The organism is Pseudomonas duriflava (assembly GCF_007830155.1).
Taxonomy (GTDB): Bacteria; Pseudomonadota; Gammaproteobacteria; order Pseudomonadales; family Pseudomonadaceae; genus Chryseomonas; species Chryseomonas duriflava.
Genome location: NZ_VLKY01000013.1, coordinates 30880 through 54105, shown reverse-complemented (window position 1 = coordinate 54105; position 23226 = coordinate 30880). Strand labels below are relative to the sequence as shown.

General features: G+C 54.8%; 20 protein-coding genes and 1 pseudogene. 8 read left to right on the top strand and 13 right to left on the bottom strand.

From position 1 onward, the window contains the following. Positions 1-16: 16 nt before the first annotated feature. The 4 genes from IQ22_RS17745 to ku all read right to left on the bottom strand — a co-directional run bounded on the left by IQ22_RS17745 (position 17) and on the right by ku (position 5202). The gene (locus tag IQ22_RS17745; RefSeq protein WP_145144469.1) at positions 17-1645 is read right to left on the bottom strand and encodes a methyl-accepting chemotaxis protein; all 1629 of its coding nucleotides are present in this window, start codon (positions 1643-1645) and stop codon (positions 17-19) included. Positions 1646-1912: 267 nt separating this feature from the next. Continuing rightward, positions 1913-2671, bottom strand: coding sequence for a PIG-L deacetylase family protein (locus IQ22_RS17740; protein ID WP_208733665.1), 759 nt, complete (start codon positions 2669-2671; stop codon positions 1913-1915). Between the two features lie 78 nt (positions 2672-2749). Continuing rightward, the gene (gene ligD, locus IQ22_RS17735; RefSeq protein WP_145144467.1) at positions 2750-4294 is read right to left on the bottom strand and encodes a non-homologous end-joining DNA ligase; all 1545 of its coding nucleotides are present in this window, start codon (positions 4292-4294) and stop codon (positions 2750-2752) included. A 14-nt stretch (positions 4295-4308) separates the two neighbouring features. Continuing rightward, positions 4309-5202, bottom strand: coding sequence for a non-homologous end joining protein Ku (ku, locus tag IQ22_RS17730; RefSeq protein WP_145144465.1), 894 nt, complete (start codon positions 5200-5202; stop codon positions 4309-4311). A gap of 172 nt (positions 5203-5374) precedes the next feature. Between ku and IQ22_RS17725 the strand changes: the two genes are divergently transcribed. The 4 genes from IQ22_RS17725 to nadE all read left to right on the top strand — a co-directional run bounded on the left by IQ22_RS17725 (position 5375) and on the right by nadE (position 8384). Beyond that, positions 5375-6364 (top strand): XdhC family protein, encoded by a 990-nt coding sequence (locus tag IQ22_RS17725; RefSeq protein ID WP_145144463.1) that lies wholly within the window; start codon positions 5375-5377, stop codon positions 6362-6364. Position 6365: 1 nt separating this feature from the next. Then, a complete protein-coding gene (locus IQ22_RS17720; RefSeq protein ID WP_145144461.1) occupies positions 6366-6941 on the top strand; it encodes a nucleotidyltransferase family protein in 576 nt (191 codons plus the stop codon). Between the two features lie 89 nt (positions 6942-7030). Then, the gene (locus tag IQ22_RS17715) at positions 7031-7531 is read left to right on the top strand and encodes a CinA family protein (protein WP_145144459.1); all 501 of its coding nucleotides are present in this window, start codon (positions 7031-7033) and stop codon (positions 7529-7531) included. A 4-nt stretch (positions 7532-7535) separates the two neighbouring features. Beyond that, positions 7536-8384, top strand: coding sequence for an ammonia-dependent NAD(+) synthetase (nadE, locus tag IQ22_RS17710; protein ID WP_145144457.1), 849 nt, complete (start codon positions 7536-7538; stop codon positions 8382-8384). A gap of 49 nt (positions 8385-8433) precedes the next feature. Here nadE and IQ22_RS17705 read toward each other — a convergent pair whose 3' ends face one another. Then, on the bottom strand, positions 8434-9168 hold the full coding sequence (locus IQ22_RS17705; protein ID WP_145144455.1) for a ferritin-like domain-containing protein: 735 nt from the start codon (positions 9166-9168) through the stop codon (positions 8434-8436). A 9-nt stretch (positions 9169-9177) separates the two neighbouring features. Then, positions 9178-10344 (bottom strand): ferritin family protein, encoded by a 1167-nt coding sequence (locus IQ22_RS17700; protein ID WP_145144454.1) that lies wholly within the window; start codon positions 10342-10344, stop codon positions 9178-9180. Between the two features lie 594 nt (positions 10345-10938). Here IQ22_RS17700 and IQ22_RS17695 point away from each other — a divergent pair. Continuing rightward, positions 10939-11445 carry a ferritin-like domain-containing protein gene (locus tag IQ22_RS17695; RefSeq protein ID WP_145144452.1) on the top strand — a complete coding sequence of 169 codons (507 nt, stop codon included), beginning with the start codon at positions 10939-10941 and terminating at the stop codon, positions 11443-11445. A gap of 64 nt (positions 11446-11509) precedes the next feature. Here the strand turns inward: IQ22_RS17695 and IQ22_RS17690 are convergent, their stop codons facing one another. From IQ22_RS17690 to IQ22_RS17680, 3 genes are all read right to left on the bottom strand, one after another. Further along, entirely contained in the window at positions 11510-12493 is a 984-nt protein-coding gene (locus tag IQ22_RS17690; RefSeq protein WP_145144450.1) for an NAD(P)/FAD-dependent oxidoreductase, read from the bottom strand. Between the two features lie 119 nt (positions 12494-12612). Continuing rightward, entirely contained in the window at positions 12613-13341 is a 729-nt protein-coding gene (locus IQ22_RS17685) for a DUF421 domain-containing protein (protein ID WP_145144448.1), read from the bottom strand. After that, the gene (locus IQ22_RS17680; RefSeq protein ID WP_145144446.1) at positions 13342-14037 is read right to left on the bottom strand and encodes a DUF421 domain-containing protein; all 696 of its coding nucleotides are present in this window, start codon (positions 14035-14037) and stop codon (positions 13342-13344) included. Positions 14038-14225: 188 nt separating this feature from the next. On the opposite strand from IQ22_RS17680, the gene IQ22_RS17675 reads away from it, so the two are divergent. Then, on the top strand, positions 14226-16070 hold the full coding sequence (locus tag IQ22_RS17675; protein WP_145144444.1) for a PAS domain-containing sensor histidine kinase: 1845 nt from the start codon (positions 14226-14228) through the stop codon (positions 16068-16070). Then, positions 16067-16426, top strand: a complete 360-nt coding sequence (locus IQ22_RS17670) for a response regulator (RefSeq protein WP_145144442.1) — start codon at positions 16067-16069, stop codon at positions 16424-16426. Before IQ22_RS17675 ends, IQ22_RS17670 begins: the two co-directional genes overlap by 4 nt. Positions 16427-16458: 32 nt before the next feature. Here the strand turns inward: IQ22_RS17670 and IQ22_RS17665 are convergent, their stop codons facing one another. The 4 genes from IQ22_RS17665 to IQ22_RS17650 all read right to left on the bottom strand — a co-directional run bounded on the left by IQ22_RS17665 (position 16459) and on the right by IQ22_RS17650 (position 20631). Beyond that, a complete protein-coding gene (locus IQ22_RS17665; RefSeq protein ID WP_145144439.1) occupies positions 16459-17130 on the bottom strand; it encodes a sulfite oxidase-like oxidoreductase in 672 nt (223 codons plus the stop codon). An 11-nt stretch (positions 17131-17141) separates the two neighbouring features. Beyond that, positions 17142-18311: a zinc-dependent alcohol dehydrogenase gene (locus IQ22_RS17660; protein ID WP_145144437.1), complete on the bottom strand. Its 1170-nt coding sequence runs from the start codon at positions 18309-18311 to the stop codon at positions 17142-17144. After that, positions 18311-19129: an SRPBCC family protein gene (locus tag IQ22_RS17655; protein ID WP_158635452.1), complete on the bottom strand. Its 819-nt coding sequence runs from the start codon at positions 19127-19129 to the stop codon at positions 18311-18313. Before IQ22_RS17655 ends, IQ22_RS17660 begins: the two co-directional genes overlap by 1 nt. A 155-nt stretch (positions 19130-19284) precedes the next feature. Further along, positions 19285-20631 carry an MFS transporter gene (locus IQ22_RS17650; protein WP_145144433.1) on the bottom strand — a complete coding sequence of 449 codons (1347 nt, stop codon included), beginning with the start codon at positions 20629-20631 and terminating at the stop codon, positions 19285-19287. Between the two features lie 368 nt (positions 20632-20999). Here IQ22_RS17650 and IQ22_RS17645 point away from each other — a divergent pair. Next, positions 21000-23053 (top strand): annotated as a pseudogene (locus IQ22_RS17645) (ATP-binding protein). Positions 23054-23226: the final 173 nt, after the last annotated feature.

Genomic DNA, 23226 nt, shown 5'->3' with positions numbered 1-23226 from the left:
AGGGCAACGGTCATCCTTATGTGCGGAAACGTGCCGTTAAAGCATTCATTTCCACGGCCAGGCGGGAAAGTTCCTGACTGGCCTGGCGTGTTTGGTCAGCGCCCAGTGTGGACTGGATGGCCAACTCGCGAATATTGATCAGGTTACGATCTACCTCGCGGGAAACTTGAGCCTGTTCTTCCGCTGCACTGGCAATCACGAGGTTACGCTCGTTGATTTCGCTAATCGCGCCAAAAATGTCTTTTAACGTCTCACCACTGGCTCGGGTCGTCGCTAAGGTATTCAGAGCGCGTTCGTTACTGTGCTGTATGGATTCTACTGCCGTGCGGGTATTGCCTTGAATACCGCTAATCATTTGCTCGATTTCCAACGTGGATTGCTGGGTTCGGTGGGCTAGGGTACGGACTTCATCTGCCACTACGGCGAATCCGCGACCTGCATCACCGGCACGAGCCGCCTCAATGGCAGCATTCAGGGCCAGCAGGTTGGTCTGTTCCGAAACCGCACGAATAACATCGAGGACTTTGCCAATGTCTCTGGCTTGATCCGCAAGGCGTTCGATGACCTCACCTGTGCCTTGCATAACCGTGCTCATAGCGTCAATTTCGCCAATCACCTGCTGAACCTGATCGCGGCTGGCATGCGCCATACTGTCGGACGCGCTTGCCGCTTCGGAGGTAGAGGTAGCATTACGCGCTACTTCCTCAACTGCCGCAGTCATCTCCGTTACGGCCGTTACGGCCTGTTCAAGCTCTGCTTGCTGGCGTTGAAGGCCCAGGTTGCTTTCTTCTGTAACGGCGTTCAGCTCCTCTGCAGCCGAGGCCACGAGTGTAGCGGTCTGGTTCAGATGCGAAAGCGTATCGCGTTGACTCTGCTGCATGTGCGCCAGCGAGGCAAAAAGTTGACCGATTTCGTTGTGGCTGTTTACGACGATAGGGTGCCGTAAATCGCCCTCAGCCATCACTTTGAAATGCTCGCCAGCTTGACGCAGCGGCTCGAGCACCCGGCGTGAAATAAACCACCAGCACAGACCGGCCAGGAACAGGGTCAAGACAAGAAGGGCGATACTGCTGATTTCTGCAAACCGGATCCGCCATTCTGAGTCAGCCATGGTGGCCTCGGCGTGGGCAGTGATCAGGTCGGTAAAGTCCTGACGTGCCTTGGAGTAGGCCTGGCTGGTTGCCCTGGCCTCATCGTTGACACGCGTATATTCGGCCAAGTTGCCGGAGCGCGTGGTTTCGATCTGTTTAGTCACCGATCCGCTGTAAGCGTCAAAAGCGCTTTTAAGGGTGTGGGCAGCCGACAACAGTTCTGGGTTTTTAATAGTGGGAATGATTTCGTCTACTAGCTTTTGGGCATTGGCTAGACGCTCCTTAGCCATCGGTATGCCTTGATCCGCGGCTTCGATCTTTCCTGATAACCGGTCGATTAAGGCGCTGTGACTGGTCGCGCTGGCACGTATCAACCATATGGCTGCGTTGTTCAGCTTGTCCAACTGGACTGCGGTCAGCCGGTTCAGATCCCCAATTTGAGTGTTGCTCACATGCGCATTGCTCCAGCCGTTCCAGCTGGCAATCAACAGGCTTGTAACAAATGCAACCAGGACCCCGAGCATCCCAGTCCGTATCTTGATGTTCTTCAACATACCGCAGTCTCCTGGCAACGTCCTCAAGGCCGCTACCCTACAAGTTGAGGGCTATCACACTAGAACACTTACCGATGGAGGTCCCATAGATAGCATTACATCTTTTTTAAGTCGGCCGCTTTTCAGATTACTTGAAAGGCATGAGCAGTCGATTTATCGAAAAGAAAGCTGTTTTCGTTTGGGCGAGACTGCGATATTTAAGCCGCACGAGAGACGTTATCTAGCAGGCCAGGCCCATAGAAAAGATGATCGTAGGCGGAATAACATTTAGACCAGGAATATTTCCCACGGGCGGAACAGGCGCGACAGGACATGTTCTGGCAGCATGGGATCGCGTGTACGGCCAGAAGCGTAGGCCGCTGGCAGGCTGAATGCCGACACGGCATAGCGTTTAGTCGCTAAGCATGTCTCATCAAGCAATAGACGGCGTGCACGCTTCCAGGGAAGACGCTCATCGCCTGGGCGCAACCAGTGCCAGGCCCAGAGCGGAACTTCGATGCAACGCGAACCGGTTACGAGGCAGGCATCAAAGACAGCGCGGCCAGTGGCCTGATGGTCAGGGTGGCCGTCTGCTTGCCAGGCGGTAAAGACTACGTCATTGGGTTTGAGCAGGAGCATTAGACCTTCGCTCAGGCGCTGCTGCTCGTCTGTTACTTTCCCGTCAGTAATACCCAGATGACGGATTTCAACATTATCAAGATTCAAGCGCCGCATGGCTTCACAGCTTTCGGTAAGCCCAGGGGCTACACCCAAGGGACGAAAGAGCTGCTGTACAGTCTCTGAAGGTTTACCGCCTGTAACGGCAATCAGCAGGACTTTTCGGCCCAGTTCAGCCAGTTGTGCCAACAACCCACCACAGCCCAAGACCTCATCGTCAGGGTGGGGTGCGATGATGACTGCCCGTTGGCCAGCCGGAACCAAGTGATTGGCGTCTATTTCTTGGATACTAGACAGTCCAGACCACGCCGCCCACTCTTGAGGGGACACACTTTTTTCTTCCAGAATCCGTCTGTTCAGCGTTGTCATGCTACTACTCCCCGCGAGCTAAACCTCGCTTACGCTGTACAAACATTAAGGGAATATGGCTAAAGCCAAACTAGTAATCTATCTCATGCCGAGTTTCCGTCGCCGCTCTGCCGTAAGGCTTTGGCGCACGGTGTCGTAACCTTTCCAAGGGTCATTGTGCAGGGTCTCGAGCCGCTTAAACACAGTGTTGAGCGTCCATTGGTCGCCTCGTTGGAGCTGAGGTAACTCTTCGCGGCTAATAGGTACTGATACTCCCAGCCCAGGGCGGGCTCGCAACGAATATGCAGAGACGGTGGTGGCACCGGCACGATTGCGTAAATAGTCGATAAAAATACGACCCATGCGGTTGCGAGCACCCATTTTGGCGGAGAAACGCTCCGGAATAATCATGGCCATGTGCAAGGCGATCGCTTCGGCGAATGCCTTGACGTCATCCCAGGTTTGCCGACGATCCAGTGGAACGACAATATGCACGCCTTTGCCCCCGCTGGTCTTGAGAAAGGCTTGCAGCTCAAGCTCGTCGAGTACAGTCAGGAGTAGCTGTGTCGCCTCTAGCATGCTGGCCCAGGATAAGGTGGGATCAGGGTCCAGATCAAAGATCATACGGTCGGGACGATCGATGCGAGGAGCCGCGGCATTCCATGTGTGCAGTTCTATAGTGCCCATTTGAGCAGTACCAAGCAGAGCTTCTACCGTCTCGATGGTCATCAGTGGCGCATGGCCAGGATCAAAGGAGGGATCCAGCTCACGGATATGGGGAATAGCCAGGGTCTGCTTGTGTTTTTGGAAGATCTGCTCACCTTGTATGCCCTCCGGCGTACGAACCAAGGCAACGGGACGATCCTGCAGGTGAGGCAAAATCCAGGAGGCTATCCGCTCGTAATACTGGGCAATCTTAAGCTTTGTAATGCCTGTAGAGGGATCAATAACCCGCTCAGGATGACTGATATGTATGCCAGCCACATCCGCACCCTCTTTGGCTTTTCGCGCCGTGGGTTTTGCTGTTGCTGTGTTGCGGGACGTTGTTGGTGACGTTTTGGTGCGCCTGGCCAGGTTAGGCAGTGTTTTGTCGCTTAATACACTATCGGGTTCGGCCTCGGTAACGTCATAGTTGCTTCGGGAGCGAGCCGCGTCGTCGCGTTCCTTGATTAGAAGCCATTGCGGTTTGCTGGCATTGCCACGCAGACGGGTACGAACAAGCGCCCAGCGGCCGTTGAGCTTTTTGCCGCGCAGTTCGAACTTAAGCTTGCCGTCGGCGTAGCCTTCGATCGGGTCAGTTGTAGGAATCCAGGTGCCACGATCCCATACGATTACATCGCCACCGCCATATTCGCCTTCGGGAATGCTGCCTTCAAAAGTCCCGTATTCGATTGGATGGTCTTCCACCTGTACGGCCAATCGCTTTTCACTCGGGTCCAGGCTGGGGCCTTTGGGAACAGCCCAGCTCTTGAGCGTGCCTTCCAGTTCCAGGCGAAAGTCGTAATGCAGATGGCTAGCATCATGTTTTTGAATGACAAACTGCAAAGCCTCTTCATGATGCGTATGTTCTCCGGGCTGACCGGCCGGCTCAGATGTAACATTGAAGCGTCGTTTACGCGTGTACTCGCTTAACGGATTAGCCATGGACGCACGTCTCCTCATTTAGCAGTCTTACGCCTTTTAGATGAAGACGTCCCGGCACGACGCGTACGGCGAGCAGGGGCTTTGTTTTTTGCATTGGAGTCGTCCTGTTCGGTAGCGATGCGCTTGCCACTTAGGCTCTGGCGTAACAGCTCGGTCAGGTCGATCACATCGGCACTGCGTGGCGGTGCTTCCTCGGGCTCCGGAGAGTTAATCGTTTCCAGCTTTCCTTCGCGGGCCTTGCGTGCCACCAAGTCCATGACTCGCTCCTGGAAGGTGTCATAGTATTGTTCTGGATGCCAGGACTCGGTCATCTCATCTACCAGCCGGGCGGCCATGTCGAGTTCGCGCTTGGAGACGTCTGCTTCAAGTTCATCGAGTCCGATATCGGCTATCGAACGTACTTCATTGGCCCAGCGCAGCGTATTGAGGACGAGGCCGTCACCGAGCGGCATAATGACCGCCAGGTGCTGCTTGGTGTGCATCACAACATTGGCTACGCCGACTTTACCGCTCCGCTTGAGCGTTTCATGAAGTAGGGTATAGACCTTCTCGGCACTTTTCTCAGGCATCAGGTAATACGGTTTCTCGAAGTGTAGAATGGAGATGTCATGAGCCTCGACAAAGGCAAGGATATCTACCGTATGGGTGGTCTCTGGTAAAAACGCCTGGATTTCTTCGTTAGAGAGAACGATGTACTCGCCTTTCTCATGCTCGACCCCTTTGACGATATCCTTGTTGGAAACTTCTTTGCCAGTAACCTTGTTGACGCGCTTGTAGCCCACCGGGTCTAGGGTGCGCTTGTCCAGCCAGTCGAAGTCAACGCCGTGACGGGCGGTGGCGGATACCAGGGATACCGGGATGTTGACCAGGCCAAAGCTGACCGCCCCTTTCCAGACTGACCGTGGCATACCGCTTACCTCCAGAGGAATCGCTCGTTACTCTATGGAGTTTGCCGCTACGCATGAGGTTCCGGGCTGCGTCTGCCAGGGAACCCAATGGTCGTCCTGGGCTCTATGGTCGCAATGCCGCCTTGAAAGGCCTGCGCACTAGCGATAAAGACTTCATTGATGAGAGAAACGAATGGATAGTGTGGATTCGAGCGTATTGCGTAGCGCGTTGGCCTGGCGCCAGGAAGGGCACCGGGTGGTGCTGTTTACGGTTGTGCAAACCTGGGGCAGCTCGCCGCGTCCGCCAGGAGCCATGCTTGCGTTGCGAGGCGATGGCCGTGTGGCGGGCTCGGTGTCGGGTGGTTGCATCGAGGATGACTTGATTGCACGAATGCATGAGGCGCGTATTCCTGAGCAGGGCGTTGAGCTGATTACATACGGCGTGACCCGCGAGGAGGCGGCACGGTTTGGTCTGCCGTGTGGCGGCACTTTACGTTTGGCTCAGGAGCCGATTGATGATCCACAATGGATCGCCGAGATGCTTGAGCGCTGCGATAACCATGAGTTGGTGGCTCGGCAGCTGGACCTGCATACCGGCAGGGTATGCTTGTTTCCGGTCCAGGCGGATGAGGCGCTGCACTTGGATAAGCAGACCCTGCGGGTGGTATATGGCCCACGCTGGCGGCTGCTGCTAATTGGTGCTGGACAGCTATCGCAGTATGTAGCGGAAATGGCGCATATGCTTGACTTCGATGTGCTGATCTGCGATCCGCGGCAGGAATTCAATCATGGCTGGGAAACCTCCAAGGCGCGCTTTGTGCCGGGCATGCCGGATGATGCGGTGCTCTCTATCGTACCGGACGAGCGTACAGCCATTGTGGCGCTGACCCATGATCCGCGTCTAGACGATATGGCTCTGCTGACGGCGCTCAAATCATCGGCGTTCTATGTGGGGGCGCTGGGTTCATTGGGCAACAGCCGCAAGCGGCGTGAGCGGCTGGCCTTGTTTGACTTGAGCCAGGAAAATATCGACCGGCTGCATGGACCGATCGGTCTGCATATTGGTAGCCATACCCCGGCGGAAATCGCGATTTCTCTACTGGCTGAGATCGTTGCGGTCAAAAATGGTGTTGTGCTGACGCAGAAGAAAGAGGCCAAGGCCCCTGTCGAGCAAGTTGCCTGATATGGCCGATACGTTGTGTGTGATTGTAATGGCAGCGGGTCAGGGTAGCCGCTTTCGCGCCCAAGCAGGCACCGACAAGCTGCTGGCAACATGCGTAGGGCTTTCCGGAGAAGCAGGACCCGTCTTGCAACACACACTGCGCTCGTTAGTCGGAATTGGGGATCGACGTTTGGTTGTAACGCGTCCTGATAATGCCGATGTTGCCGCCCTGGCACGGGCTGAAGGCTTTGCCATCCTTGAAGTGGCTACGTGTGGTATGGGCGAGACGCTGGCCCAAGCTGTTGCCGCCGAGCCTGATCATCGCGGATGGCTTATCGCTTTGGGCGACATGCCCTTTATCCGACCGCAGACCCTACAGCAGGTTGCTGCCCTTATAGCGCCTGACGAAATCACGGTTCCGCAGGCAGCCGGGCGCTACGGTAACCCCGTCGGCTTTGGGCGCGACTACTACACGGCCTTGTGCCGACTAAGCGGTGACCGGGGCGGCCGCGTCCTTTTCGAGCAGGGTAGGCTACGCTGCATAAAAACAGACGATCCCGGCATCTTTCAGGATGTGGATACGCCTGCGGATTTGTAGCCCTTGCAGACATGACAATAGGGAGGCATCGAACTTGCCCGGGCTTAGCCTCTCATACCTGAAAGCGTATCCTGTCTTAAGGGGCCCTCATGAAAGCCAATATTCAGCCAGTACTCGATCATTTAAAAGCCCATGACATTCTCCTCGTGACAGCAGAGTCATGCACGGCAGGGCAGGTGATCCATCTGTTATCCGAAGTCCCAGGCAGTGGTGCTTGCCTGGATGCCGGTTATGTTGTGTATTCGCCCGCCGCTAAGAAACGTCTGCTGGGCGTGCGTCAGGAAACGATCGACACTTATAACCTGACCAGTGAGGAAGTAGCCCGGGAAATGGTTATCGGTGCGTTGAAGGACAGCGATGCTGGCGTCGCCATCTCTAACACGGGCCTTGCCGGCCCGGATGGGGTGGATGGAATACCGGCGGGCACCGTATGCTTTGCCTGGGGCTTTCGGCATCAGGGTGAGTTGGTCGTGTTTACCCACACGGAACACTTTCCTGGTGAGCGAGAAGACGTACAGCAGGCTGCAGCGGTGTACAGCCTGACGAACATTCCCACTTACCATGCACGACTACACGGAGAGAGAGGCTAAGCGCATGTCAGATCATTACGAGTCCATTCAGCGCGAGATTATTCAGGCACTTGAAATACCAGCGGAGTTCGATGCCGAACAGGAAGCCGCGCTTCGTATTCAGTTCCTCAAGAATTACCTGATGCAGTCCGGCATGGAGAGCTACGTCCTAGGGATCAGTGGCGGCGTCGATTCGTCCACCGCCGGGCGACTGGCCCAGCTTGCGGTAGAGGAAGCACGTAAGGAAGGATACAACGCTCAGTTCTTTGCGATGCGTCTGCCTTATGGCGTACAGCGTGACGAGGAAGACGCCCAGCGCGCCCTCGAATTCATCAAGCCGGACAAGGTGCTTACCGTCAATATCAAGCCCGCCACAGACGGTATGCTGGAAGGTCTGAAGGGAGCCGAAATGGCGTTCCGGGATGAGGCACACCAGGACTTTGTAATGGGCAACGTCAAAGCCCGTCAACGTATGATTGCCCAGTATGCCGTAGCGGGGGCGCACAAGGGGCTGGTTATCGGCACAGACCATGGTGCAGAAGCACTGATGGGGTTCTACACCAAGTTTGGTGATGGTGCCTGCGACCTGACGCCCTTGCATGGACTCAACAAGCGCCGCGTGCGTATGGTTTGTGAGTATCTGGGTGCGCCGGATAATCTTGTACACAAAGTGCCGACCGCTGACCTGGAGTCCCTATCGCCTGGTAAGCCGGACGAAGAAGCATTTGGCATCAGCTATGCGGAAATCGATGACTTCCTGGAGGGCAAGAAGATCAGCGATCATGCTATCGAGGTGATTTTGAAGTACTACAACGGTTCGCATCACAAACGTGCATTGCCGGTTACACCGTATACACCCTTGCCACAATCCTAAGGTGTAGCCAAAGGCCCGCTTAACGGGCCTTTGGTTTGTTGCACGTTTATCAGCTCAACTGAACCTTGAGTTCGTCTCGTAGCAACGTCTTGATTGTAGCGAGGTGTTCCTCTTCTCGGCGCATAGGCTCCTCGAAGCTAGAGGCGATGTTGGGATGATTCGCTTGACGGGCTAACTCGATCAGCAGCTCCCAGGCTGCATTATCGGCCAGTTCGATAGTAAGCATGGCGTTCAGGCACTGAGCCATATTGGTTCGTGGATCGGTCAGAACCTGAATGATGCCTTGTGCCATAGTGCCGGAGACATGGGCGCAGGGTGTCATGGTGGTGGGGTCGGCGCCTAAGGTCTCGATGGACTTCTTGAGCAGCAGCATATGCTCGGCTTCTTCAACCTGGATTTCCCTCAACTTACCTAGAAGTTCAGGGCGTGCATCCGGTGCGGCCATTACCTTGGCAATAAACGCTTCGTATAAGCGTACGCCAGTTCGCTCATACGCCAGACGCTCACCCAACTTGTCGAGCAATAACTCTGGGTTCTTACCCATCATCTTGTCGAGGCCAGTCTTCAATACGCCTTTTACCGAGCCAGGCGGTGGAACGGAACCAATCTGTTCATCGATGGCTTCATGTTCACGGATAAATTTGATGCGCTCTTCGGTGATGCGTGTTACATCGCCGGGAACATCAGGGCCAAATTGTTCAGTGGCTTCGATCTGACGCTTGGTGTCTTCCGGTGACATTTGAGCACCGGTTTTATTGAGTCCCAGGGGAGCGGAAGTAGTCATGGCAAGTCCTCACGGTTTGCGAAAGAGTTCGGTTCCAGGCGTCCAGACATAGCCGGCGGAGGCAATGTCAGCTGGGATGCCTTCGGAATTGAGGTGGTTGCGGTAATCAAGGGACGCTTTGTCCTCTTTCTCTTTCGGCACGTAATCAATGCCATGGGCACGCAGGTCAACTTCCTTGGAAAGAGTCTCCCGCACGAAATCCCGATTGCGTTTCAATGGGCGCATTTTGGGCAGGGCACCAACCAGGACTTCGGCTGGATCGCGGCGCTCGTATTTCTTGAAGAGGTCACTGGCGAACTCCAGGTGACCCAGTTCATAGTCCAGGAAGCGTTCCCAGAGCGCCTTGATACGTGGATTTTCTTCCTGCTCCGCACAGCTGGCATAGGCATAAACTTCCATCGCCTCATGTACCAGCCACTTTTCCATAAAGGTCTCGCTGGCATCCATGAGGGACTCGTACTGAGTTACATGCTGTTCTTCAACGGAGGCGATCTCGGCATACAAGGCGCGTGCGACGGGATCGGCAAACGTATTGCCAATGTTCATGTAATAGTCGTGCGTCTGGTATTCGGAACTGGTAATCATGGCCGCATGAATCTTGGTAATCAGCTGCGCCGTGGTTTTGTCATAGCTGTCCCGTAAATCATCGCTGGGGTTGCGGTGGTGCTGACTGGTGGGGCGGCCCGGGATAATGTCGGTATAGCCTTGCAGAATATTGTTAGGGTCCTTGCCTTCGAGCCGGTCGTACATGGCTGAATAACGGTAGAGATGGTCAAAGTCTTCCAGCAAGCCGAAGCGATAAGACTGTGCCTGATAGGGGTCCGGTTCGTTCTGAGCGACCGCCGCTGTTACTTCGATGGCGACCTGTTCATAGGCAATGGTGGTTTCCAGGGGAGAGTGGTCACCGGAGATGAGCCAGTTAATTGCTGTTGCCTGATGCTGCTCGACACGACGGATATGAGCGAGATGCGGTTGTAGCTCTCGATGAAACCGCGCACCGATATGCTTGAGGCGCAAGGCTTCGGTCTCGATGCCGTTCATAAGGATGATGCGGATGCGTGTAGTTGCATCATCATCCAGCTTGCTGATAGGCCGTGTAGCCATTTCACGCCAGGTAAAGCGCTGTTTGTCCAGCGGTGTACCTTTCAAATCCAGAAGACCGGAAAACGTATCCATTACTACCCTCCATCGTTCAGGTTCACGGAAAGGGCAAGTCCTTTTAGCGCCTTGTTAATGTCTCTATTCAAGAAGCAATGCTTGAAAATGGACTTGGGCTGGCCAGTAAGATTTCGCCCAACCGACAGGCGGGAAAATAAGGAGGGAACTTAAAATGGGTGAATGATGAGTCTTGTTGTGACTCACCAATGGTTTTTGTTCTGTCTGTATAAACGTTGTCAAACTATAGAGGTGTTTTTCTTTTTGGCGTTATTGCTTAAAAAACAAGAGGAAAGGCTTTGTAAGCCCTGTGGTAGAGCCCTTTTAGGGCACGCTCTAGATCTTTTAAAAAACTCTCCTGGCGAGAAGCGTACCGATCAGTAGCTTCGCTCGAACTTTGGCTGTACGCCTGCTGACTAACTTACTGTACGAAACTTATAGCGAATGCGAATTTAAAACGAAGCGCTGTAAATAGCGTGGTAGGAAGTAGGGCGCATAGTGCTTTCAATGAAGAAACCCGTTGTATTGAGAGCGCCATGTTTGAGGTTATATGCTCTTTCGTGAATAAAACGCTTCGTCCTGTTAACTTCAATTTCTATTGAAAGGTGAAGACACATGACTACTCGTCAAGAACATCTTATCGACTGGCTCAAAGACGCTCATGGTATGGAGCAACAAGCGGACAAGATGCTCAAGGGCCAATTGGAGCGTTTGGAGAACTATCCCAAGTTGTCTGCGCGGATTCAGCAGCACATCGAAGAAACTCAATCTCAGATGCAACTGATCGAAGGTTGTCTGACTCGCCTGGGTACCAGCCCTTCGACCATGAAGGATTTTACCGGCAAGTTTATGGCGATGGGGCAGGCCATGGGTGGTATGTTCATGACCGATGAGGTTGTGAAAGGCTCCATGGCAAGTTATGTATTCGAAAATGTTGAAATTGCCATGTATACCGTTCTTATTTCAGCGGCTGAAGCGGCAGGCGATTTGGAAACCAAGCGGGTGTGCGAGCAGATTCTGCCGCAGGAAATTGCCATGGCTGATTGGGTACGTGAGCATCTGCCGGAGGTGACCATGGCCTTTATGGCACGCTCTGAAGCTGGTGAGACCGCTAAGAAGTAATGATCGCGGTTATAGTTAAAAGCCAACCCCGAGGTTGGCTTTTTTATGCCTATAAGCAGACGGCTCACACCGTGCCGGGGCAGGGGGTAGTCCAGGGATTTGTTTCCAGGCTGTTATGAATGGCTGTAGCACCCAGCGCCGCATGCCCTGTTGCTACGCTAATCTGTTTAAGCGACTTGACCACGTCACCGGCGGCGTACAAGCCAGGAATTGAGGTGCGTTGATGATCATCAACGATCAGTGCCCCGGTCTCATCGGTTTCAGCGCCTAAGCGTATGGCCAGGTCCGAGCGGACCCGTGAGCCCAGCGACGGATAGACAATATCGAAGTGATGCACCTCTCCCTTGCAGGTGCGCAGCTCCACACCGCGCTCAGGCAACAAACGTATACTCTCTACACTGTCACTGATCAGTCGAATGTCGTAATGCTCCGCAAGGGCCAGGGCTTCGTTGCAGGCCTTGGGCTCGCCATGAATCACTACAGTAACGCGATCCGTGAACGTACGCAGGAACACCGCATGCGAAATGGCGCACTCCGCCTCGCCATACACAGCGACGTTGTCTCCATTCACCTCGTACCCGTCACAGATGGAGCAGAGTCGGATCGAGGTGGCAGCAATGGCATCGTATACACCCGGCATATCAGGTAATTCATCTTCGATCCCGGTTGCCAGTAAGACACGCCGGGCTATAACGCTTCGGCCTCCATAAAACACTTCGAAGCCGTTTGATGTTTGTTGGATATCGTCGACATGCGCCTCTTCGAACCGGGCGCCGTAGGTTCGGGCCTGCTCGCGAAGCCGCTCCAGGAGTCCCTTGCCCGAAATCCCAGGTGGAAAGCCAGGGTAGTTATGGGAAAGTGGAATCAAGGCGGCTCGGCTGGCTCCACTGTCTATTACCAGAATAGTGCGGTGAAAGCGTGCCAGGTAGATGGCGGACGTTAGCCCGGCCGGACCGGCGCCTACAATCACGCAATCGAGGTCTACGGGGTCACTGGCCTCTGAGACGGCGTCCGGCTGGTCAAAGATCTGTTCGTAGTCTTTTATCATCAGGGGGCTCACTGGAAAGGTACAAAGTCTTAAGTGCCCCTATCCATGCGGGCTGTTAATCGTCATGTTGAGTAGAATGAGTGCTGTCCCCGAAAGTTCGGAAAAGGGGACCCGGTCTGTCATTCGGTCTTCTGAGCTTCCTCTTCCTCCATCTTCACACCCAGCCGTTTCACGGCCGGTAACCATTCCTCATTGGCGCACCAGTCACACTTCTCCTGTGGAGTTTGAGATTCACACTGAATGACATGTCCGCAGCGTGTACAGGCGTAGTGATTGTTGACCTGTATGCGTTTGCTCATCTCTGGGTCAGGTGTCGGCAGGAGCCACAAACCGTAATAAGGGGTGCGGTATTTGATAAGGCTGAAGCGCCCCGATGACTCAAGATAAACGCGGCGTACCTCACCCAGATGCTGGATGTTTTGGGAGCGCAATTCAGAGTGGATGCGCTCGGGGGAAAGGCGAGCTTTGGCAACATTGTCCAGGACCAGGCGGCCATCCTTTACCAGTACAGTTGCATCTCCCTGTACGGCGACCTCGACTGCACGTTTTTTGAAAGACAGAAAGGATAGGCCACGCTGAAAAATCAGCGCGGTCAGTAGTAGGACAGCGGCTGGAAGAATACCTTTTTCCGGCGTTTGTAGTGGTACGCCAATGGCCGCGCCGAGCGTAATCATGACCGCCAACTCCGAGACGCTAAGCTGTGCAGCTACCCGGCGTCCCATGAGCCGCATCATCACAAGCAATAAGAGGTAAATAATTGCAGTGCGTAGCAGGATCTCTATCGTAAAGGGCCAGGCGGCATCGCCTATCAGAATACGGTGCCAGTCCCATGCGGTTACGTTGAGCATTTAGTCCTCCAGTTCAACAGCTGCCCGTATCCAGAGTGTGCTCTGACAAAAATCGCAAGGTGAATCCGGCTTTTCTTTGGCTTTGACGGTATGGCCACAACTGCTGCAGGCATAATGATCATTACTGGCGGCTGCCTCTCGAAGCTCCTGGTCAGTTTCTGGAATGATGGGAAGACCCGGGCAGGGTTGATCGGTCCAAACCACGGACAACGATCCGGAAGGTTCGATATAGACGCGACTCAATTGCCCCAGGTGTTGCACATTACGCATGCGCAGCAGGGAAAAAATCTTTTCACGGGATAGGACGGTCTGACGCAGTACGTCTAGATGCAGGCGGCCATTATCGAGGGCCGTCATTACCTTGCCCGATACAATGCCGTCTACCTTTGAATGTTTCATGCTCAGGCGTGCAGCCACGCGTTGGAAGATGATGACTGCGGCCATAATGATCAATGGTGGCAGCATACCGCGCTCTTGAGCCTGCAACGGCACCCCAATGGCACCTGCCAGCGTTACGACTACGGACAGCTCGAATAGCGTGTATTGTGAAGCTACCCGTCGCCCGAGCAGGCGCATGGCCAACATAATCAGAACATAGGTTAGACCGGCCCGAATGACGACTTCGATCAGAAACGTCCAGGGTGTCTCGCCTATCAGGATGCGATGCCAGTCTGCGAGAGAATAATCCTTACCCATCAGTACGCTCTACAACAAATGCTGATGATTTGAAGCCCCTGCACTTCGTTAAGTTCGCTTATTCCGACGAAGAACAAACGGGGCCGGAGTCTCAAGATTAACCGTTCATCCCGTTTGCCCTGACGGTTCTACCGTTTGAGCCGGTACAATCAAAGACTTCTTCTGATCCCGGGCCTGGTTACTCACCTATGCAAAACCCGTTGGAAGGCTCCGACGTTGGTGCCGCTCATCACTATGTCTCCTCCGATCTGCTGGCCGACTCGATGTTCGACTATCTTCCGGCCGCTGCTTTCGTTTGCGATGCCCGAGGTTTTATCGTGCGTTATAACGGTAAGGCAGTGGAGCTCTGGGGGCGTCGGCCGTTGCCGGAAGACCGGTTTTCCGTGTGGGCCAACTATTTTCTATATGCCGATGGCACGCCTATGCCGCCAGAGGATTCTCCTGTGGCTCGAGTGCTCGCTTCAGGTCTGGCACTCAAGGAGTGTGAGATTCAAGTGGTCCTGCCTGGTCAGAGGGAGCGGTGGGTTCAGGTGGATATCAACCCTTTGATCGACGGTCAAGGCGTTGTGCAGGGCGCTATCAGTTGCTTTCATGACATCACGACGCGTAAGCACAGTGAGTTGTTATTGCAGCAGAGCGAAGCATTTTTGGAAGGAATCGTCCAGGCTACGCCCGAATGCATCAAGGTGGTGAGAGAGGATGGCTCGCTGATCCAGATGAACCAGGCCGGGTTATGCATGCTGGGAGTCGATAACCTGTTGTCTGTATTGGGCGCCTCGATTTACGACGTGATCGCGCCGGAAGATCGTGAACAATGGACTCTCAATCACAAGCGGGTATGTGCAGGCGAGTCGTTGAGCTGGACATTTGACATTATCGGCCTGACTGGTATTCGCCATCACATGGAGACTCATGCGGTACCGTTGACATTACCTGACGGCCAGCGTGCCCAGCTTGGCGTGACACGTAACATTACGCAACGACGCAAAGACGAGCAGGCCCTGCGTGAAAGTGAGCAGCATTTACGTGAGGTTCTGGAGGGGCTGGCTACGGCGGTATACACCACGGACGCTCAAGGCTACCTGACGTTCTATAACGAGGCCGCAGTAAAGTTATGGGGTTATCGTCCTCAATTGGGTGAATGTCGTTGGTGCGGTTCGTGGCAAGTGCTACGTCCGAATGGACAAGCTCTTCCTCCTGACGAATATCCAATAACGATAACTTTGCAAACGGGCAGGGCGTTTAACGGCGAAGAAGCCATTCTTGTCCGAAAGGACGGAACCCAGATTCCTTTTGCTGCCTTTCCAACTCCCTTGCGTAATAGCCAGGGTACTGTGGTCGGTGCCGTCAATATGCTGGTAGATATCAGTCGGCATAAGGCTGCAGAGGCCCAGCAAAGCCTGTTGATCAATGAATTGAACCATCGGGTCAAGAATACATTGATGACCGTACAATCCATTGCCACGTACAGCTTGCGCAATGCCAGCCCAGACCGGTCCTATCGTGAGACATTTAATGCACGGCTTATGGCCCTGAGCAGGACTCATGACCTGTTGACCCATAGCCAATGGGAGGGCGCTTGTCTAAAGGATATTTTAGAACAGGAATTCGCTCCTTATCGGATGACTTTGGACGGTTCCGATAGCGGACGCATTGTGCTCGAGGGCGAGGATTTTGAGTTGGAACCCCGTGAGGTCTTGACGCTGGCATTGGTCTTTCATGAAATGATGACCAATGCCGCCAAGTATGGCGCGCTTTCCGTGGCGCACGGTTGCCTGACTGTCCGTTGGCGGGTTGCTTTGGATGAGACGGCGAAGGGTTCGCGTTATCTGGACCTGCGCTGGCTGGAACGTGGGGGCCCGATTGTTCAACCACCTGAGCGGCAAGGCTTCGGTACACGGTTGATCGAGCGTAGTATTATACGGGAGCTCAAAGGGCAGGTTAGAAATACCTTCGCACCTGAAGGTGTGGAGTCCCATTTACTGATACCGTTGACGTGCCTGCAGGACAGGCCGAAAGGAAACTTCGTTTGACCACTACTCGTAGACGCGTCCTGCTGATTGAAGATGAAACACTGATTGCCATGCTGCTCGAGGATATTCTCGACGAACTCGGATATGAGGTTGCAGGCGTGGCGGCAGAATTTGATGACGGCATGCGCCTGGCTGAGACCGGCACCTTCGACTTGGCCATCCTTGATGTGAATGTTGGCGGGAGAGAGATCTTTCCCATCGCGGAAAAGCTAGCCGAACGGAACATTCCTTTCATGTTCTCCACCGGCTATGGTGTGGTCGGATTGCCTATGGAATGGCAAAGCCGTCCTGTCCTGGCCAAACCGTTCCGCCCGGATGATCTGGAGCAGGCGCTTAACCGGTTTTTCCCTGTGTAAGGTGCAATGAGCCCAGGCTTATCAAGCCTGGGTTAATCATCTGAATAACGCTCTTCCCGCCAAGGATCGCCGCGGTTGTGATAGCCGCGCTCCTCCCAATATCCAGGCGTATCGCTGAGTCGAAACTGGATTCGCCGAATCCATTTGGCACTTTTCCAGAAGTACAGGTGCGGGACTATCAGCCGTACCGGGCCGCCGTGCTCAGGCGTAAGCGGATTGCCCTCCCAGCTATGGGCCAGCAGGGCACCTGGAGCGGCGAAATCGTCAAGACTCAGGTTGGTGGTATAGCCATCGTTGCAGTACAGCAGCACGAACCGGGCTTCGGGACGTGGGCGAATGGCTTCGAGCAGATCCTGTGTGGTTACACCCTGCCATTGATTGTCATAGCGTGACCAACTTGTCACGCAGTGGATATCGCTCACCAGACGAGACTGAGGAAGCGCCATGAACCCTTCCCAGTCCCACACCTGCGGTTTTTCGGCGGCTCCTGTAACATCCAGCCGCCAGCGCTCCCGCGATACCGCAGGCCTTACGCCTAGATCCAGGACAGGCCAGTTCTTGACCAAGTGCTGGCCTGGCGGAAGCCGCTCCGTTTCTGGGCGAGCGACTTGACCCGTTAGATAGCGACCTTCCCGGGCCCACTGTTGCTTGGCCTGAATCAGCTTGGAGGTGGAGGGCGCCTCGGGATCATGATCATCGCTCACAGTTAGGCTCCTTACGGCATAAACACGGCGCGCATACACTCATCACCCTTGTGCTTGAACAGCTCATAGCCCCGTGGCGACTCTTCCAGGCTCATGGGGTGTGTCAGCAGATAGGAAGGGTCAAGCTCGCCCTTTTGGATATGCTCAAACAGTTTATTGGCATACCGCTGTCCCGGTTGCTGCCCGGAGCGAAGGGTCAACGCCTTGTTGACAATGGCACCCATGGGGAATTTATCCATCAGCCCACCGTACACGCCCAGCACGGACACCGTGCCGCCCTTGCGGCAAGCCCGGATGGCTTGGCGCAATACTGTACCGCGCTCGGTATGCAAGCGCATCAGTTGCTTGGCCTTGTCATAGGCATAATCGAGCTGAGTGCCATGCGCCTCCATACCCACACAGTCGATACAGCGGTCAGGGCCGCGTCCACCGGTGAGTTCGAGCAGCGCCTCGTGAACATTGGTGGTTTCATAGTTGATGACGATCGCACCGGCCTTTTCCTCGGCCAAGCGCAGGCGCGAAGGGATACGGTCAATAGCGATAACTCGCTCGGCACCTAGCAGATAGGCGCTGCGAATGGCCATCTGGCCTACACCTCCGCAGCCCCAGACGGCAACGGTATCGCCACGCTGGATATCGGCATTGTCGGCACCAAAATAACCCGTTGGTGCGGCGTCAGATACAAACACCGCCTGCTCGTTGGTAATGCCATCCGGTACCTTGAACAGGTTTACATCGGCAAATGGCACGCGAATGTAGGTAGCATGACTGCCGGCATAGCCGCCGAACGCATGGCTATAGCCAAAAATGCCGCTACAGGGTTGCCCGTAGGCCAGATCGGTAACCTGGGGGTTGGGGTTGGAGTTGTCGCAGCACGAAAAATCGTCGCGCTTACAGAACTCACAGTCACCACATCCAATGATTGAAATCGTAATAACCCGATCGCCCTTCTTGAACTGGCTAATGCCTGAGCCAACCTCGACCACTTCGCCCATGAACTCATGACCGAGAATATCGCCGGGTTTCATCGCCGGAACATAGCCATCCAACAGGTGCAAGTCCGATCCGCATACGGACGACATCGTAACCCGCAGAATTACATCCCTTGGATTGATGATTTCCGGGTCCGGAACAGTATCGACCTGTAATTTGTTAGGTGCCTGCCATGTCAACGCCCGCATCAGATAGACCCTCCAACGTAGGGTTGACCTTCAGTTGAGGTAGCCGATGCAGGGCTATCCATGCGCTCAGCCTTGTTCATGGTTGTAGTCACAAGGCTATGGGTAATTTCGCCGGTTTCCAGCAGTTGCTTGAGGCGACGCAGGTCCAGATTAAGCTCGCGCCCGGAGAACTGGCTGATCAGGCTGGCAGCCGCATAACCCACCGTACCAGCAGGCGGTTCGCATGCCAGGATGACCTGGAGTTCAGTGCCGAGCCCGTTAGGCGCATCTTTGAACAGCAGCGTGCCCTTGTGCTGCATATACGCTGTGGACTCAGTGCTCCAAACGATCTTTTCGTTCGGTACGTCCTGTTCAATGTGTGCATCCCATTCTACAGTCCGGTTTTGCGGGCCTAGGGCTATCCAGTGGTAATGGGTAGTGTCCATTTGTTGGACGCGCTCGACACGACGTAGGACGAGAGGCAGGTTCTCGACGCTGCGTACAAAGGCATAAACCTCTTCGCGTGGTTTGCCGATGGTAATGGTGCGGGAAATAGCCTCAGCATTGGTCCAGCCATACTCCTGCTGTAGCTGACTTTCGAATGGGCTTGGCGTCAGGGCCTGCTTGGCTTTGCAACGGCCGGTCACGCCGCGGGCCGTCACCATGGCGCCCAAGGCGGCTTGCGCCAGTCCCAAAAGCCCGCCCCGTCGCAGGCCGCCTAACAGGAGCAATCCACCGCCTACCAGCGAGGCGGCCCGCTCAGCTCCCTGGACGTTAGGCTGGTCGAGATTCTGTTGTTCCGTGTGAGTGGCGGCGAGGGGATCGTATTGAGTGGTCATCGTTATCTCCTTGATGAGTAGTCGAGTCATTTACAGGTGACTCTTGAGCAAGAGGCCCGTTCCCCTCGAAAGAGCAGTAGAAGATAAATGTTCAGGATAATGTCAGCTTGAAATAAAGAAGCCGCCCGCAGGCGGCTTTGACTAAGGCGGTAGGCTCAGGTCGCCAAAGTGGACGCAGACGCCAGAGGCGGCGTAGTGGGGGCACCGGCGTCACCCAGTGAAATCTTTGACGTCTCCGGCAGCATTATTCCACCGATCAAGCCCATCACCGAGATCAGGATCAGGTAGTAGGCTGGCGCCAGGTTACTCCCGGTTTCGTTGATTAGATACGTAGCCATCAGTGGCGCAGTACCGCCAAAAATCGTGTAGGCCATGTTGTAAGTTATGGCGGAAGCGGTGTAACGCGTACGCGTAGGAAAGGTTTCTGACAGCAGAGCTGCCGTCACCACACCAGACAGGACGGCACCCACGGCCAGCAAAAGGACGCCTATGATCGACAAGCCCATAGCGCCCGAACTGGCCATCATGAAGGAAGGGTAAACAACCACGATCAGTAGCAGGCACGTGGTCGCTATTGTGGCCCGGCGACCAACTCGGTCCGAAAATCGTCCGGCCACTGGGCAGAAGGCGGCGGCAAAGAGCAGGGCAATTACAGTAATCAATAGAGCAGACGCACGGTCGAGCCCGCCGGCGACTTGCAAGTAGGTCGCAAAATAAGTTGTGAACATATAGAAAGATAATGCTGTCACGGAGATGAAGGCACCCAGGCGGCACATAGCGCCGCCGTGGGATTTGAGCGTCTCGCGCAGGGGCGCATGGGCTACCTCGTGCTGGGCCTCCAGAGACTGGAAGGCCGGGGTTTCGCTCAAGCGCATGCGTAGGTAAAGCCCGACGATGCCTAGCGGCGCGGCGATAAGAAAGGGTATGCGCCATCCCCAGCTGGCCATGACCTCTTGGCTAAGTGTGGCATTCAAGGCATAGGCGATTACGGCGGCGCAGGCAAAGGCCGAAAAGGTCGAGACGGGTATAAAGCTGCCATATGTGGCACGCTGAGTACGAGGGGCGTGCTCCATTACATAGGCGCAGGCACCGGCATACTCGCCTCCAGCAGAGAACCCCTGCACGCAGCGGATAACCGTTAGCATCAGTGGTGCCAGCACGCCGATAGAAGCATAGGTGGGTAGCAGGCCAATCAACGTTGTTGCGCCGGCCATTAGCAGAATGGTAAGAGCCAGGATTTTCTTGCGGCCAATTCGATCACCCAGCATACCGAACACGATACCACCCAAGGGACGAAAGGCGAACGCCACGGCGAATACGGCAAAGGTCTTGAGTAACGCTACTTTTGGGTCACCGCTTGGGAAGAACTGCTCGGCGATAATCGTAGCCAGAAAGCCATAGACGGCAAAGTCGAACCACTCGACAAAGTTACCGATCGAGGCGGCGGTAATAACTTTACGCAAGGTAGAGGTATTGACGGATTCGGGCACTGCCTGGGTCATGATCACGCTCCATAAGGATGAGTTCGTCACGGGCAGAAAGAACAGGCGCACGTATTATTGGAATAAAGCGGCGTGGCCTCATGCAGGGTTGGTTATGCAGCACTCCTGCACTCTAGAACCGGATCGGCCTGCTGGCGGGTCTGTGACCGACATGCACCGTTTTACAGCCGACATTCTTTAGCGCAAGAGGGGCTATAAGCATGGGACAGTATCTCATGGGCCAGGAGAGGCAACCCTAAGACCAGGATCCGCTAGATTGAAAGATGATATTTCTCAAGGCTGTGCTGCCGCACCTATGCCCTTGCTTCATGTCTTAGAAGGTGGCATCCACTGATTTCGGCCTGACGACAAGGCATTTACGGTCTCTGATGAAGCAAGAGTTAGATTTTAAACTTCTATTCGAAGTGCTTCCGAACCTTAACCTGGTGCTGTCGGCTGACCCTGATTTCATCATGCTTGCTGCCAGTGATGCACGACTACGCGCAACCAATACCCGGCGGGAGGATTGTATTGGCCGCTCGATCTTCGAGGTTTTTGGAAAAAACCCTGATGAGCGTGCAGAGTTTGGGGCTGGCGTGTTACGCGCTTCGCTGGAGCGCGTATTACAAACCCGCCTGCCAGATCGAATGGCTATTACCAAATACGATATTCCAAGGCCTGAGTCCGAAGGTGGCGGTTTCGAAGTACGCTATTGGAGTCCGCTCAACACGCCGGTGCTCGATGAGCAGGGTGAGGTCCGCTACATTATTCATCAAACAGAAGATGTTACTCAGAAAGTTCTAGATGAGCAGCAGTCCAGGACCAAGCTGGACTATGTCGATGAGCGCTTTCGTGCAGCGCTGTTGGCGTCGGGTACCGGTACGTTCAGTTGGTATCTGGATGACGGCAGCCTGTATTTCGATAATGCCCTGGAGCAGCTTTTCAATCTACCGCCGGGACAGGCCCTCGATACGGTGGAACGTTTTCTGGAGCATGTTCACCCTGAAGATCAGGAGCGGGTGCGGCTGGCGTTTGACCGCTCTATGCGAGGCGATGATTTTTCTGTGGAGTTTCGCCTGTATCGGCCCCGTACTGAAAAATGGCTTGCCTGCAAAGGCAAGGTATTCAGAGACGCTGCGGGTAAGCCCTCTCATGTGGCTGGAGCCTGTACCGACATCAGTGCGCTCAAGCATGCCGAAGCAGCACTGCGCGTTAGCGAAAATACGCTTCGCCAGCTCAACGAAAACCTGGGGACGCGCGTAGAAACTGAAGTGGCCGAACGCAGCAAGGCAGAAGAAGCGCTGCGTCAAGCGCAAAAAATGGAGGCGGTTGGCCAGTTGACGGGAGGGATCGCCCATGACTTCAATAACCTTCTGGCTGGCATCATCGGCAGTCTCGAACTCATGCAGCGACGTTACCAGACCGGCAGGGCTGAAGGCCTTGAACGCTATATAGAAGCAGCCGTTACTTCCGCGCAACGGGCCGCTGCGCTGACCCAACGCCTTTTGGCGTTTTCCCGACGGCAAGCCCTAGATCTCCAGCCCGTCGATATCAATAAACTGGTCGTTTCTCTAGAGGACTTTCTCCGGCGTACGACAGGGGTAAATATAACGGTAACCACCGAACTGACCCCTGGGTTGCCCCTTGCCTGCATGGACGTCAACCAGCTGGAAAGTGCAGTGATCAATCTTGTTATCAATGCCCGGGATGCTATGCCCGAGGGGGGTACGATTACACTGGCGACCTCTCTTTTTCACCAGGAGCAGCACGAACCTGAACTGACGGGCCTGAAGGAGGGCGACTATGTTGTTCTGTCCGTAACGGACACAGGGACCGGCATGTCGCCCAGCGTCCTCGCCAAAGTATTTGAGCCCTTTTTTACGACTAAACCTATCGGGCAGGGCATAGGTTGGGGCTTTCCATGGTGTATGGCTATATCAAACAGGCCAAGGGGTATGTCCAGATTCTTTCAGAGCCAGGCGCAGGTACCAGTGTCCGGCTATATTTGCCGTGCTTTAACGGCGATGTGGCTGGGATGTCGGCAGGGCATGAAACGCTAGCACCCATGGGAGCCGGCGAAACCATTCTGATCGTAGAAGATGAGCCTGTGGTTTGCGCACTTGTAGTTGAGCTGCCTGGCGAGTTGGGTTACGCCACTCTGGAGGCCGCGGATGCCAAAGAGGCTATTCCCCTTTTGGAAAGCAGGCAGCGTATTGACCTAATGATTTCTGACGTAGGACTGCCCGGCATGAACGGTCGCCAGCTTGCTGAGATCGCCAGGCAGCATCGGCCTGCCTTGAAAGTGTTATTCGCAACAGGCTATGCCGAAGGTTCGCGTGCAAAAGATTATCTTGGGCCTGATATGTACCTTATTACTAAGCCCTTCGCCATGGATGCACTGGCAGCCAAGGTGCGTGAGATGGTGCAGGGCGCTTCCTCCTGACCTGCCTCGCCAACCGTAGACAGATACTAAGAAAGCCGCTGCCAATAAGAGCAGATGGACAAGATCAGGCTACTTACAGCTAGCAAGGCCAGTGCTGGCGGTAGATCCAGACGCGAAGGGATAAATCACTATTAGTGAAAGTCCTTGGATAGACACAGTGGCTACCATGGAGG

Coding starts and splice junctions, on each gene's coding strand:
- IQ22_RS17745 (WP_145144469.1), bottom strand. CDS start 1,645: ATGTTGAAGAACATCAAGATACGGACTGGGATGCTCGGGGTCCTGGTT.
- IQ22_RS17740 (WP_208733665.1), bottom strand. CDS start 2,671: ATGACAACGCTGAACAGACGGATTCTGGAAGAAAAAAGTGTGTCCCCT.
- ligD (WP_145144467.1), bottom strand. CDS start 4,294: ATGGCTAATCCGTTAAGCGAGTACACGCGTAAACGACGCTTCAATGTT.
- ku (WP_145144465.1), bottom strand. CDS start 5,202: ATGCCACGGTCAGTCTGGAAAGGGGCGGTCAGCTTTGGCCTGGTCAAC.
- IQ22_RS17725 (WP_145144463.1), top strand. CDS start 5,375: ATGGATAGTGTGGATTCGAGCGTATTGCGTAGCGCGTTGGCCTGGCGC.
- IQ22_RS17720 (WP_145144461.1), top strand. CDS start 6,366: ATGGCCGATACGTTGTGTGTGATTGTAATGGCAGCGGGTCAGGGTAGC.
- IQ22_RS17715 (WP_145144459.1), top strand. CDS start 7,031: ATGAAAGCCAATATTCAGCCAGTACTCGATCATTTAAAAGCCCATGAC.
- nadE (WP_145144457.1), top strand. CDS start 7,536: ATGTCAGATCATTACGAGTCCATTCAGCGCGAGATTATTCAGGCACTT.
- IQ22_RS17705 (WP_145144455.1), bottom strand. CDS start 9,168: ATGACTACTTCCGCTCCCCTGGGACTCAATAAAACCGGTGCTCAAATG.
- IQ22_RS17700 (WP_145144454.1), bottom strand. CDS start 10,344: ATGGATACGTTTTCCGGTCTTCTGGATTTGAAAGGTACACCGCTGGAC.
- IQ22_RS17695 (WP_145144452.1), top strand. CDS start 10,939: ATGACTACTCGTCAAGAACATCTTATCGACTGGCTCAAAGACGCTCAT.
- IQ22_RS17690 (WP_145144450.1), bottom strand. CDS start 12,493: ATGATAAAAGACTACGAACAGATCTTTGACCAGCCGGACGCCGTCTCA.
- IQ22_RS17685 (WP_145144448.1), bottom strand. CDS start 13,341: ATGCTCAACGTAACCGCATGGGACTGGCACCGTATTCTGATAGGCGAT.
- IQ22_RS17680 (WP_145144446.1), bottom strand. CDS start 14,037: ATGGGTAAGGATTATTCTCTCGCAGACTGGCATCGCATCCTGATAGGC.
- IQ22_RS17675 (WP_145144444.1), top strand. CDS start 14,226: ATGCAAAACCCGTTGGAAGGCTCCGACGTTGGTGCCGCTCATCACTAT.
- IQ22_RS17660 (WP_145144437.1), bottom strand. CDS start 18,311: ATGCGGGCGTTGACATGGCAGGCACCTAACAAATTACAGGTCGATACT.
- IQ22_RS17655 (WP_158635452.1), bottom strand. CDS start 19,129: ATGACCACTCAATACGATCCCCTCGCCGCCACTCACACGGAACAACAG.
- IQ22_RS17650 (WP_145144433.1), bottom strand. CDS start 20,631: ATGACCCAGGCAGTGCCCGAATCCGTCAATACCTCTACCTTGCGTAAA.